Here is a 12779-nt window from a genome sequence, read left to right on the forward strand (position 1 = left end):
GGGCGGTCTCCGGTTGATCCGGGAGAAGCGCGTTGATTGCGAGCTGGCTGATGCTTGTGTCGCTGCTTTACGTGGGGCTGCTGTTCCTGGTGGCCTGGCTTGGCGATCGACACACCTTGTATCCGGGCCAGCCGCGGTTGCGGCCCCTCGTCTATGCATTGGCGCTGGCGTCGTACTGCACGTCGTGGACCTTCTATGGCGCGGTTGGCACGGCCGCGCGCTCCGGTCTGATGTATCTGTCGATCTACCTGGGGCCGGCGCTGCTGTTCATCGTTGGCTTCCCGTTGCTGCAGCGCCTGGTACGAGTGGCGATGCAGCGCAACATCACCTCGATCGCCGACCTGATCAGCTCGCGCTTTGGCAAATCGCACGGCCTGGCCGCGCTGGTGGCGGTGATCGCGGTCATCGCCGTGGTGCCTTACCTCGCCCTGCAACTGAAGGCCATCGCGATGTCCTACGGTGTGCTCAGCGGGTTCGGGGTGGGCATGCCGACTTCGTTGGGCAGCGACAGCGCCTTGTGGTGCGCCCTGCTGCTTGCCTTGTTCGCGATCTTGTTTGGCACGCGCAGCATCGATGCCAGCGAGCACCATCACGGCCTGATGCTGGCGATCGCGCTGGAATCGTTCATCAAGCTGGCTGCGTTTGTTGCGCTGGCGATGTACGCGTGGTGGCGCGGGCCGGGCCTGGTGGCCGGGCTGAAATTACCGGTGATCCACGCCGCGGACATGCTGACGTCGAGCTTCATCGCGCAGACCCTGGTGGCGTTTTGCGCGATGTTCTGCCTGCCGCGGCAGTTCCTGCTCGGTGTAGTGGAGTGCGCGGATCCGAAGGACCTGCTGCGCGCACGCTGGATGTTTCCGCTGTACATGCTGATCGTGAGCGCCGCCGTGCTTCCTATCCTGGCCGCCGGCATGCTGCTGCCGTCGGTACGCGACGGCGCGTCGGATGCGTGGTTGCTCAACCTGACCATGGTGCATGGCGCAAATGCGTTCTCATTGCTTGCCTACATCGGTGGTTTTTCCGCGGCCACGGGCATGGTGATCGTGGAAACCGTGGCGCTGTCGATCATGATCAGCAACGACCTGGTGATGCCGGCGCTGTTGCGCATTCGTTCGTTGCACCTGGAGCAGCGCCGCGATCTTTCGCAATGGGTGTTGCGCGTGCGCCGTTGCGCGATCGTCGTCCTGGCGCTGGTCGCGTACGCCTACTACCGGGTGGCCGCCGATGTGGAAAACCTCGCCGCGACCGGCCTGCTGTCGCTATCTGCCGTCGCGCAGTTTGCGCCGGCGATCGTGGCCGCGCTGTACTGGCGTGACGCGAGTCGGCGGGGCGTAGCTATCGGCCTCAGCGCCGGCTTTGCCGTATGGATCTATACGCTGCTGCTGCCGGCGATGGCACACGCCTCGCCATGGCTGCGCAACGGCCCGCTGCAGCTGGCGTGGTTGCGGCCGCAGGCATTGTTCAACCTGTACGGGTGGGACCCGGTGTTGCACGGCGTGTTCTGGTCGCTGCTGTTCAACATTGGCTGCCTGGTATTCGTGTCGCTGCGTTGGCCGCCAAGCCTGGAGCAGCGGCTGCACGGCACGACGTTCGTCGATCCGCATGCGATCAACCTTTCACGCGTGGGTGAGTGGCGTGGGCGCGTCGCCGTGGCGGACCTGCACATGATTGCCGCGCGCATCGTCGGTGAACGGAACACCCGGCGTGCGTTTGACGAGTTCGCCCAGCGACGTGGCAAACCGTTGCAGCCAGGCGATGCCGCCGATCGCGCGTTGATCCAGCATACCGAGCGGGTTCTTGCCGGTGCCGTCGGTGCGGCCAGCGCACGCAGGATCCTGATGGGCATGTTGTCCGGATCGGGCCTGGATATCGGCGAGGTGATGGCGCTGATGGACGAAACCTCGCATGAGCTGCGCTTCAACCGCGAACTTCTTTCCACCACGCTGGAAAACGTGTCGCAGGGCATCAGTGTTGTCGACGGACAAATGCGCCTGGTTGCATGGAACAGCCGCTACCTCGAAATGTTCGATTACCCGGATGGCATGGTGTACGTGAGCGTGCCCGTCGCCGACCTGATCCGCTGGAACGCCGAGCACAGCGAGAGCGGGCCGCAGGAAGTGGAGGTCTACGTGGCCAAGCGCATCGGCTACATGCGCGCGGGCTCGCCGCATCTATTCCAGCGCGTCCGCCCGGATGGCAGCACGATCGAGATGCGCGGGCGCGCGCTGCCGGGCGGCGGATACGTCACGACCTATTCGGACGTGACCGCTTACAAGCACGCCGAGCAGGCACTGATCGAAGCGAACGAAACACTGGAGCAGGGCGTTGAACGCCGCACCGCTGAACTGAGCGAGGCCCTTGCCGCCACCGCGCAGGCGCAGCGCGCCGCCGAGGCGGCCAACCTGTCCAAGACGCGTTTCCTGGTTGCCGCCAGCCATGACCTGTTGCAGCCGTTGAACGCAGCGCGACTGTTCACCTCGGCATTGCGCCAGCATCCCGGGCTGGATGCGGAAGCCAGCCAGTTGGCCGAGCGGATCGAAATGTCGTTCAACGCTGCCGGGGATTTGCTGGATGCGTTGATCGATACCTCGCGACTGGACTCCGGCAGCTACCATCCTGACATCAGTCAGTTCGCGCTGACCGACCTGTTCGATTCGCTCAAGGCGCAGTTCGCCGCAGTCGCCGAGCCGCGCGAACTACGACTGCGCGTGGTTCCGACCAGGCTCGCCGTGCGCAGCGATCCGCAATTGCTGCGGCGCATCCTGCAGAACTTCCTCTCCAACGCATTGCGCTACACCCGCGAAGGCGGCGTACTGCTGGGCGCACGGCGCGTGGGCAACGACGTACGCATCGAAGTTTGGGATTCCGGACCCGGCATCGCCGGGGAACAGCAAACGCGCATCTTCGGTGAGTTCCAGCGGCTCGATCGACCGTCGCCGTGGGGCGAGAAGGGTCTTGGGCTGGGTCTGTCGATTTGCGAGCGCATCGCGGCCATCCTCGGCCACCGACTCAGTCTTCGTTCGCGCGAACAGCATGGGAGTTGCTTTGCGGTGACGGCGCCGCGAGGTGTTGCCGAAGCGCGACGTGCGCGCGTCGCGCAGAGTGTCGGCTGGCCCGATCAGCTTTCACTCACCGTGCTGTGTCTGGACGACGACGCGGCCATCCTTGATGCCATGTGCGCACTACTGCAGCGCTGGGGCGTGGAGTGCCGTACCGCACGCGACATGACCGAAGCGCAGGCGCAGCTCCGGCGCGGCCCGGTGGACCTTATCCTGGCCGATTACCATCTCGCCGATGGCGTCGACGGGCTGCGGGCCTTGCAGCAACTCTGCAGTGCGATCGAGCCGCCACCACCGGCCGCGATGATCACCGCCGACGGCAGTAGCGACTTGAAGCGCCGCGCGCGTGCACTGGGCTATCCACTACTGCACAAACCGGTACGACCAGCCGCGTTACGCGCGCTGCTCACCACGCTGCTGCGCAAGCAGCGCGACACCCAGCTCGTCAGTTGACGCGTGCGGCTCATCAGTTAGCGTGTAGTCCCGAGTGGTCTGGCGGCGGCGCTCCAGCTCTGCTCCTTCCCCTGCTTGCCCCGAAGAAGGGACTTCCTTCGGTCGCAGGGGAGGGCTGGGGTGGGGTGCTCTTGATCTCAGCGCCAGCCCGAACCCCCCACTCAACTTCGCGTGCACGCAGCGACTGGTTTCCTAGTCGTCATCCGGCAGCGTCTGCCGCAAGCCCGGCTCAAGCGCGAGATGGCTGGTGGCGAGCGCAACCTGGGTGCGGTTGTTGACACCGAGCTTGCGCATGATCGCCGTCATGTGCGCTTTCACCGTAGCCTCGGAAACGTCCAGCTCGAACGCGATCTGCTTGTTGAGCAAACCTTCCGCAATCATCGTGAGTACGCGAAACTGCTGCGGCGTGAGCGCAGCGATGCGCGCCGCCATTTCTGCCTCGTCGGGCTTGAGTTCGGCATTGCCGCCCAGGAGATGCTGCGGCAGCCACACGTCGCCGTCGAGTACGGCATGAATGGCGCGCACGATGTCTTCGACGGAGCTGGACTTGGGAACGTAGGCGGCTGCTCCATGCGCGAGGGAGCGATGCGCCACCTGTGGTTCCTCGTGGCCGGAGATGACGATAGTCGGCAACCCCGGGTACTGACTTCTGATGTGCGCCAGCGCCGAATAGCCGTGCGCCCCTGGCATGTGCAGATCGAGCAGCAGCAGGTCGGCGTCGGGATACTGTCTGATCAGATCCAGCAGGCTGTGTACATCGTCCGCGCTGTGCACCTGTGCCTGCGGCACGGCGCTGATCACCGCATGCAACAAGGCATCGCGGAACAATGGATGATCATCGGCGATCAGTACATCGAACATCGAAGCATCCTCGGCAAGGCCCAGCTCGACTTGACCTGAACGCGTTCCGTTGCCAGCCAGGGCATGGACGATACACGGCTACTTGACCAACCGCTCGTCGACCAGACTCTTGACGACGCCCGGGTCAGCAAGCGTCGAGATATCACCCAGTTCGTCGGGCAGGTTTTCGCCGATCTTGCGCAGGATACGACGCATGATCTTGCCCGAGCGGGTCTTGGGCAGACCGGGCGCCCACTGTAAATAATCGGGCGTGGCGATGGGTCCGATTTCCTTGCGCACCCAGGCGATCAATTCCTTGCGCAGCTCGTCGCTGCCTTCCTCGCCGGCGATCAAGGTGACGTAGGCATAGATCCCCTGGCCCTTGATGTCGTGCGGACAACCGACCACGGCCGCCTCGGCGACTTTCGGGTGGGCCACCAGCGCACTTTCCACTTCGGCCGTACCGATGCGATGGCCGGCCACGTTGATCACGTCGTCGACGCGACCGGTAATCCAGTAGTAACCGTCCTCGTCGCGACGCGCGCCGTCGCCAGTGAAATAACTGCCGGGATAGGCGCTGAAATAGGTATCGATGAAACGTTGATGATCGCCATATACGGTGCGCATCTGGCCCGGCCACGAATCGGTGATGATCAGGTTGCCCGCGCACTCACCCTCGAGCTGTTTGCCCTCCGCATCGACGATCGCTGGCTTGACGCCGAAGAACGGCAGCGTCGCCGAACCGGGTTTCTCATCGATGGCACCCGGTAGCGGGGTGATCAGGATGCCGCCGGTCTCGGTCTGCCACCAGGTGTCGACAATCGGACAGCGCGCGTCGCCGATCACGCGGTAGTACCACTCCCAGGCTTCCGGATTGATCGGCTCGCCGACCGAGCCAAGCAAGCGCAACGAGGCGCGCGATGTTTTCTTCACCGGCCCTTCGCCTTCGCGCATCAAGGCGCGGATCGCCGTGGGCGCGGTGTAGAAGATGGACACCTTGTGTTTGTCCACCACCTGCCAGAAACGGCTGAAGTCCGGATAGTTCGGCACACCGTCGAACATCACTGTGGTCGCACCATTGGCCAGCGGTCCGTACACCACGTAGCTGTGCCCGGTGACCCAGCCGACATCGGCGGTACACCAATAAACGTCGTCCTCGCGCAGGTCGAACACCAGCTCGTGCGTATAGCTGGCATAGACCAGGTAGCCGCCCGAGGTGTGCAAGACACCTTTCGGTTTTCCGGTGGAGCCGGAGGTGTACAGGATGAACAGAGGGTGCTCCGCCTCCACCGGCACTGGCGGGCAGTCGACCGACTGGCCTTCCATCAGCACGTGGTAGTAGCGATCGCGCGGAGTTTTCATCGTAACGGCGCCGCCGGTGCGGCGCACCACGATGACAGTCTCCACCGTTTCGGTGCCGGGACGCTCCAGCGCCGCGTCGACATTCGCCTTCAGCGGAATCTTCTTGCCCCCACGCACACCTTCGTCGGCCGTCACCACCAGCTTGGCCGTGAAATCGGCGATGCGTCCGGCCAGCGAGTCCGGCGAAAAGCCACCGAAGACTACCGAGTGGATGGCGCCGATTCGCGCGCAGGCCAGCATCGCCACCGCGGCCTCGGGAATCATCGGCATGTAGATCGCCACCCGATCGCCCTTGGTCACGCCATGCTGCTTGAGTGTGTTGGCGAACTTGCACACTTCGCCATGCAGCTCGCGATAGCTGATGCGTCGCGATTCGTCCGGATTGTCGCCTTCGAAGATGATCGCGGTTTTGTCCGCGCGCTCGGCAAGGTGGCGATCCAGGCAGTTGGCGGCGACGTTGAGCGTGCCATCTTCGTACCAGCGGATGTGCAGATCCTTTGCAGCGAAGGACACATCGCGGATGCGCGTTGGCTTCGTCGTCCAATCCAGCCGCTTGCCGATGCGGCCCCAGAAGCCTTCCGGGTCCTGCATCGATTCGGCGTACAACTTTTCGTACTCTGCCTTGCGCAAACGCGCTTTCGCTGCGAAGGCGGGATCGACCGGATAGACCTTGGACATCTTGATCTCCTCAGGCTGGCGTCGTGGAGGGTTTGTGAGGCGGATCGCTGCCAGATGCCGCGCTGGTTTTCGCAGACCAAAGCCATCGGCTTTTCAAGTGCATCAGCGAATGTCGATGAACGCCCCGCCATCCGGGTACAGAAAGTGTATCCGCGTCGCGCGCCGAGTCACGCGACGACGAGTACGACTTTGGTCGACATTAGACTTTTGGCGAATGGCGCCCTGCACTGCAGCATGAGCATGCTCGCCACGAGCCGTGCTGGGGGCGAAGCCGACCAGCTTCGCCGGAGAGCATTCAGGGAGCCGCATCGTTGATACGAGTGATTGGCGTGCGCGGCAATCAGCGACATCGGCCGCTATATGAAGAAGCAGATCGGCGTGAGTGATGGGGATCGCAACGCCGGTGAATGAATCACAAGCGATCTGCAACGGCTGCTGGTCACCACAGAGCATTCACTCTTACGCAATCCTGGGGAGGTTCGTGCAATGAGCAATGAACAGGCACAGGTAAAATTTTCAAACCCCGCGCCGCTGGGCCTTGCGGGCTTTGCGTTGACGACATGGTTGTTGAGCATGATCAATGCCGGCTGGTTCAGCGCGGATGCGATGAACATGGTGCTGGCCGTCGCGCTGGCCTACGGCGGCACCGCGCAGATCATCGCCGGTGTGATGGAACTGCCGCGCGGCAACACGTTCGGCGCCACGGCGTTCGTCAGTTACGGTGCGTTCTGGTGGTCTTTTGCCTTGTTCGTTCTCTTTCTGCACGACAAGGTACCGGCCGCTTTCGTCGGTTGGTACCTGTTTCTATGGGGCATGTTCACGTTCTACATGTGGGTGGCGTCGTTGCGTGCCGCGCGAGCCTTGCAACTGATTTTCCTCGCCCTGTGGATTACCTTCTTCCTCTTGGCGGCAGGTGAATGGACCGGCATGAGCGCACTGCACGTCGCCGGAGGTTACTGCGGGCTGATCACGGCGGTATTGGCGTTCTATCTGTCCGCCGCGGAAGTGATCAACGAGAGCCATCAACGCACCGTCTTGCCGATCGGGGCGCCGGGCGCGCCAAGGTAGTCGAATGAATGATGCGCGCCACCGTGTCGAACCCGGCCGGCGGCGCACTCGACAGATCGATGATTAACGCACTTCAGAGGTTCACGAGAGTAGCCGCCAACGTAGCGGCTCCTGCATCTCCACTGCTCGTCCTTCGTGGGAGAACCGTCATGAAACGTCATCCGTTGTTCTTCGCCCTGATCGTGGCCTTGGGCCTGACCGCCGCCGATCCACTGTTTGCGCAGTCAACCTCGAAGCAAGACGAGATCAAGGCGCTCAAGGCGACCGTTGCCAAGCAACAGCAGCAACTCAACCAGCAGCAACAAGACCTGCAATCACTGCGTGACAGCATCACCAAGCTGGAGGGTGAGCAAGGCCAACAGCAAGCGCAGATCCAGGCGCAGGCCGCCGCACCGCCGCCGCCACCACCGGCCGCGCCGACGTTCACCACCACGCCCGGTTTGTCGGTGGCGTTTCACGGCTTCGTCGATGTGACCGCGTTCAGTCAGACCAAGAGCTTCACGTTTGGCAACGGCCAGAATGCCGAATTCCCGATAGCGGGGTCGCGTGGCTCGCTCAGCGGCGTCGATGTGCGCAATACACGCTTCCTGTTTGATCTGATCGGCGCCCAGGTCGGCGGCGACTGGACCGGTGGTGGTCACCTTGAGATGGATTTCTTCGGCGGCAACAACGGCACCGGCGCGTACTCCCAGCAGCAGCCGCTGCCGCGCCTGCGCCAGGGCTATCTGGTGATGAGCAATCCGACGACGGGCAGCACCATCAAGATCGGCCAGCAATGGGATCTGATGTTTCCGCTGGAGGACTTGCCCGATTCGCTCAGCCACATCGCCTTCCCACTTGGCTATGGCGCTGGCGTCATCGGCTGGCGTTTCCCCGGCATCGCGTGGTTGCAGGATCTCAACCACGGTTCCACTGGGCCGCTATGGCAGTTTGGTCTCGGTGCGTACGAAGGTACCTGGAATGGCCCCGGCAGCACGATCAATTACCTGACGGCGGGCAACGCCGGCTTCCGTCCACAGGTTGAGGCCAAGGTCAGTGTGGTGCAGAAGGACGACTGGATGCTATTCGCCGCCGCGCACTACAGCCAGATCGACCTCGCCGGCGTGGGTGGCACGGAGCCGACGCCGATCAAGCGCACCTTCACCAGCGATGCCTATGAACTCGGCGGCAGTTGGACCCCGGGTCCATGGGTACTCAAGGCGGTGGTCTACACCGGCAGCGGCATTGGCGAGATCTTTGGAGATCTCGCGCAATTCGGCGATATCAAGGACACCGGTGGTTACGGCCAGGTGGGGTTCAAGTTCACGCCAAACTGGAGTGCAAATCTAATCTATGCCACCAGCAAGCCGAATGAGAACGACGTGGTCACCTGGCTGGGCAAAGGCTCGACCGGTCTGTTGAAGAGCCGCCAGTCCACGGCGAGCTTGCAGTACTCCATTGGCCCGTTTGCATACAGCCTTGAATTCATCCATGACATCCTCGACACGACGACGAACGGCACCAATCGCGCAACGACCAGCGGCAATCAAGTCAACCTGAGCGCGTTCTATAAGTTCTGAGAGCCCGTTCGAAATCTCCAAGTGGCTAGCGGCTTTGCGCCTCCGGCTCTGCTCCTCTTCCTGCTCGCAGGCAGAGGTTGGGAGGGGTGAAGCTCTTGATCTTCTTCGCGAAGAGCAACCCCACCCCAACCCTCCCCTGTAAGCAGGGGAGGGAGCGTCTCGAGGCGAGCAGGGTGTACTTCGAGGCGAGCAGGGGACGGCTCTGCTGCTCCCCCTGCTTGCAGGGGGAGGCTGGGAGGGAGTGAAGCTCTTGATCTCTGTCGCGAAGAGCAACCCCACCCCAACCCTCCCCTGCGACCGAAGGGAGTCCCTTCTTCGGGGCAAGCAGGGGAGGGAGCGCCTCGAGGCGAGCAGGGAGTACTTCGAGGTAAGCACGATAGAGAGTGCTTCGTGGGTGATCACAACGCCGCATTGGCTTATCCGACAGAGGGGACATAGCATGTGTGCAACGCCATTCCTGCGTTGCCCACTCCTGCGAGGTCAACATGCTCCGCCCATTCGTGCCCATGCTGCTTGCGCTCTGCCTGCTGCCTGCGACCGCGGGGGCCACCGATGGCTTCTGGCAGACGCCAACCATTACCGGCGCCGGCAAGATCCACGCGCTGCCGCAAGCGGCCTATCAGCCGGATCGCAATGCCACCTACAAAGTGGTGTTCAGCCTGAGCAAGGCGGGCGAGAAGCCTGGCGATGTGAGTTCGTCGCTGGACCACGTGGCGCGTGCCGTCAACCTTTACGTCAGTGCCGGCGTGCCGCTCAAGCAACTGAAGTTCGTGGCGGTCGCGTCCGGCGCAGCGACGCCGATCGTGCTGAACGACGAGCAGTACAAGAAGATCTACGGTGTCGCCAATCCAAACCTGCCGTTGATCGACCAACTGCGCAAGGCCGGTGTCGATGTGGCTGTGTGCGGGCAGGCTGTTGCCGAAAACAAGTTCCAGTACGACTGGGTGGATTCGCGCGTCACGCTGTCGTTGTCCGCACTGGTCACGATCACCGAGCTGCAGCAGCAGGGTTACGCCCTGATGCCGCTGTGATCCTCGCGTACCGGGAAAACTGAGCGTGCGTCATTTCGTCCTTGGGTTGCTGCTGGTCGCCACGTTCGGCGCCAGCGCGGCTGACAAGACTGACTACCTGCCGCCGTGGAATACCCCACCGGCAGGCCTGCAGTTCAGCGTGCCGCCGGTGGATGCGATCGCCGACCTGCATGGCGACATCGTCGATCCGCAACTGGTGCTGTTCTTCGCCGGCAACCAGTTCATGGTGGTGCACGACCTGCTGGAGGCATTCAAGCAGGCGCACCCGCAATACCAGCGGATCTACGCCGAGACGCTGCCGCCGGGCATCCTGGCCAAGCAGATCGAGAGCGGTGTGCTGGTGATGGGCAACTTGCGCATCACGCTGAGGCCGGACGTCTATACGGCTGGAAAGGATGCCATCGCCGAGCAGCAGAAGCAGCACAACTGGTTTGCCGACAGCTATGACTATGCGCGCAATCCGCTGGCGATCCTGGTTGCCAGAGGCAACCCGAAACACATCGAGGGGCTGGCCGATCTTGGCCGCGCCGACGTACGGGTGAGCATGCCCAATCCCGCGTGGGAAGGCATCGCCAAGCAGATCGAGGCGAGCTACCGCAAAGCCGGCGGCGATGCGCTCGATCACACCATCATGGACACCAAGGTGAAAGACGGAAGCACCTTCCTCACCCGCATCCATCATCGGCAATCGCCGCTGCGCGTCCTGCAAGGCGAGTCGGATGCGGCGCCGGTGTGGTCAACCGAGGCGTATTTCCAGCAGCAGATCATGCATTTTCCGGTCGACACAGTGACGATTCCGGCGGCACAGAATGTTGTCTCCACCTATACCGCCGCAAGCATGAAGGATGCTCCGCATGCGCAGGCCGCCAAGGATTTTCTGGCGTTCATGCAGAGTCCCGCAGCACAGGCGGTGTATCGCAAATATGGCTTCATGCCGCCGCATTGAGGAAGTCGCGATGCCACGCCTTGATCAAGATTGCGCAGAATCACGTCAAGGCTGGCGCGTGCGTGGCATCGGGTTCGCCGCCTGCTTCCTTTGGTTGGCCGCGCTGCCGTTGTTGGCCTGTGCCACCGACGCGCAAACGATCGCGACCCGGGGCAACGGCAAAGGTGCCGCACCGTGCATGGCGTGTCATGGTGCCGATGGCGGTGGCATGGCCGGTGCCGGCAATCCGCGACTGGCTGGCCTCAATGCGGCCTATCTGCAAAAGCAGCTCGACGATTTTGCCAGTGGCAGCCGTGTCAGCTCGATGATGCAGGCTACCGCGACGGCGCTTGGCGAGGACGAACGACAGGCGCTGGCGATCTATTACAGCAAGCAACCGATCGCACTCGCACGGGCGAAACCCACGGGGGCCATTCTGACAGACGACAGTGTTGGCGCCGTGCTGGCGATTCGTGGTCGTTGGAGCGAACAGGTGCCCGCCTGTGTGCAATGCCATGGGCCCGGTGGTGTCGGTGTAGGTGAACATTTCCCGCCGCTGGCAGGGCAGTCGGCCGTCTATATCGAGGCGCAACTCAAGGCGTGGCAGCGCGGCACGCGGCACAACGACCCGCTGCAGCTGATGCAGCATTTGTCCAACGCGCTCAGCGAGCAGGATATGCACGACGTGGCAGTGTGGTTTGCCACTCAGCCGCTGGCGACGCAGGGAGTCGTGCCGTGAGGAGTTGGTTGGTTGTCTTGTGCGTCGTAGCCGCGCTGTATGCGCTGATGACTTATTCCAACAGACTCGAGTCACGGGTCGACATCGCCCTTCCCGTGGCAGCCAGCCAGTCGGCTAGCCCTGCGCACGATGCAGGGCGCACATTCACACCACCGTCCGAAACGCAGATTCCCAGCGGTCCGCTCGGCGACGTGATCCGCCAGGGCCGAGACATCTTCACCGACACGCCGACGCATGCCAGCGCCTATGTCGGCAATACGCTGAGTTGCAGCAACTGCCATCTGGACGCCGGGCGCCTGGCGAACTCGGCGCCGTTGTGGGGCGCCTATGGCATGTATCCGCAGTACCGCAAGAAGAACGGGCACGTGAATACCTATGGCGAACGCTTGCAGGGCTGCTTCCGCTTCAGCATGAATGGCAAGGCGCCGCCGCTGGATAGCGCGGAGATGGTCGCGCTGGAAACCTACTCGTGGTGGATGGCCAAGGGCGCACCGGTCGGCGTCAAATTGAACGGCGCGGGGTACCCCAAACAGGATTTCAAACCGCCGCAGCCGCCGGACTATGCGCGCGGGGAAAAGGTCTACACGGCAAGCTGCGCGCTATGCCATGGCTCCGACGGGCAAGGTCAGCAGGTGGCTGGCCGCAACGTGTTTCCGCCGTTGTGGGGGCCGCAGTCGTTCAACTGGGGCGCCGGCATGCACGAGCTGGACAATGCCGCCGTGTTCATCAAGGCCAACATGCCGCTGAGCCGCGGCGGCACCCTGACCGACCAAGATGCCTGGGACGTGGCGATGTTCATGGACGCACACGAACGCCCGCAAGACCCGCGCTACACCGGCAACCTCGCCGAAACCCGTGCGAAATACCACGACGAGCCCAACTCCCTATACGGCACAGAAGTGAACGGCCATCTGCTCGGCTCGCAGCCGGCGCAGAAGTGAACTGACGGCGCGCCGAAGGGTTCGGCGCGCAATGCGGCATGTGTGCCGAAAACCCCTTCGCCCGGTTTGCCTCGTTACACGCGGTGCCCCACGTCTTTTGCCGCCTCGCCTCCACGCCGTCACG

General features: G+C 63.1%; 9 protein-coding genes. 7 read left to right on the top strand and 2 right to left on the bottom strand.

Annotated features, from left to right (window positions below):
* Window positions 1-32: 32 nt before the first annotated feature.
* Window positions 33-3512 carry a PAS domain-containing hybrid sensor histidine kinase/response regulator gene (locus HDE77_RS11690; protein WP_184417513.1) on the top strand — a complete coding sequence of 1160 codons (3480 nt, stop codon included), beginning with the start codon at window positions 33-35 and terminating at the stop codon, window positions 3510-3512.
* Between the two features lie 192 nt (window positions 3513-3704).
* On the opposite strand, the gene HDE77_RS11695 is transcribed toward HDE77_RS11690, so the two are convergent.
* Both HDE77_RS11695 and acs read right to left on the bottom strand, forming a co-directional pair.
* Window positions 3705-4373, bottom strand: a complete 669-nt coding sequence (locus tag HDE77_RS11695; RefSeq protein WP_184417514.1) for a response regulator transcription factor — start codon at window positions 4371-4373, stop codon at window positions 3705-3707.
* Between the two features lie 78 nt (window positions 4374-4451).
* Window positions 4452-6392 (bottom strand): acetate--CoA ligase, encoded by a 1941-nt coding sequence (acs, locus tag HDE77_RS11700; protein ID WP_184417515.1) that lies wholly within the window; start codon window positions 6390-6392, stop codon window positions 4452-4454.
* 486 nt (window positions 6393-6878) lie between these two features.
* On the opposite strand from acs, the gene HDE77_RS11705 reads away from it, so the two are divergent.
* From HDE77_RS11705 to HDE77_RS11730, 6 genes are all read left to right on the top strand, one after another.
* Window positions 6879-7460 carry an acetate uptake transporter gene (locus HDE77_RS11705; RefSeq protein WP_184417516.1) on the top strand — a complete coding sequence of 194 codons (582 nt, stop codon included), beginning with the start codon at window positions 6879-6881 and terminating at the stop codon, window positions 7458-7460.
* A gap of 149 nt (window positions 7461-7609) precedes the next feature.
* Window positions 7610-9019, top strand: coding sequence for a hypothetical protein (locus HDE77_RS11710; protein WP_255482683.1), 1410 nt, complete (start codon window positions 7610-7612; stop codon window positions 9017-9019).
* A gap of 485 nt (window positions 9020-9504) precedes the next feature.
* Window positions 9505-10050 carry a DsrE family protein gene (locus HDE77_RS11715; protein WP_184417517.1) on the top strand — a complete coding sequence of 182 codons (546 nt, stop codon included), beginning with the start codon at window positions 9505-9507 and terminating at the stop codon, window positions 10048-10050.
* A gap of 25 nt (window positions 10051-10075) precedes the next feature.
* Window positions 10076-10996, top strand: coding sequence for a substrate-binding domain-containing protein (locus tag HDE77_RS11720; RefSeq protein WP_343206103.1), 921 nt, complete (start codon window positions 10076-10078; stop codon window positions 10994-10996).
* A gap of 10 nt (window positions 10997-11006) precedes the next feature.
* Window positions 11007-11714, top strand: coding sequence for a c-type cytochrome (locus HDE77_RS11725; protein WP_184417518.1), 708 nt, complete (start codon window positions 11007-11009; stop codon window positions 11712-11714).
* A complete protein-coding gene (locus HDE77_RS11730) occupies window positions 11711-12655 on the top strand; it encodes a c-type cytochrome (protein WP_343206104.1) in 945 nt (314 codons plus the stop codon). The genes HDE77_RS11725 and HDE77_RS11730 overlap by 4 nt, the downstream gene beginning before the upstream one ends.
* The last annotated feature ends 124 nt before the right edge of the window (window positions 12656-12779 follow it).

It is taken from the genome of Rhodanobacter sp. MP7CTX1, assembly GCF_014205795.1.
In the GTDB taxonomy this organism is placed as follows: Bacteria; Pseudomonadota; Gammaproteobacteria; order Xanthomonadales; family Rhodanobacteraceae; genus Rhodanobacter.

Coding starts and splice junctions, on each gene's coding strand:
- HDE77_RS11695 (WP_184417514.1), bottom strand. CDS start 4,373: ATGTTCGATGTACTGATCGCCGATGATCATCCATTGTTCCGCGATGCC.
- acs (WP_184417515.1), bottom strand. CDS start 6,392: ATGTCCAAGGTCTATCCGGTCGATCCCGCCTTCGCAGCGAAAGCGCGT.
- HDE77_RS11705 (WP_184417516.1), top strand. CDS start 6,879: ATGAGCAATGAACAGGCACAGGTAAAATTTTCAAACCCCGCGCCGCTG.
- HDE77_RS11710 (WP_255482683.1), top strand. CDS start 7,610: ATGAAACGTCATCCGTTGTTCTTCGCCCTGATCGTGGCCTTGGGCCTG.
- HDE77_RS11715 (WP_184417517.1), top strand. CDS start 9,505: ATGCTCCGCCCATTCGTGCCCATGCTGCTTGCGCTCTGCCTGCTGCCT.
- HDE77_RS11725 (WP_184417518.1), top strand. CDS start 11,007: ATGCCACGCCTTGATCAAGATTGCGCAGAATCACGTCAAGGCTGGCGC.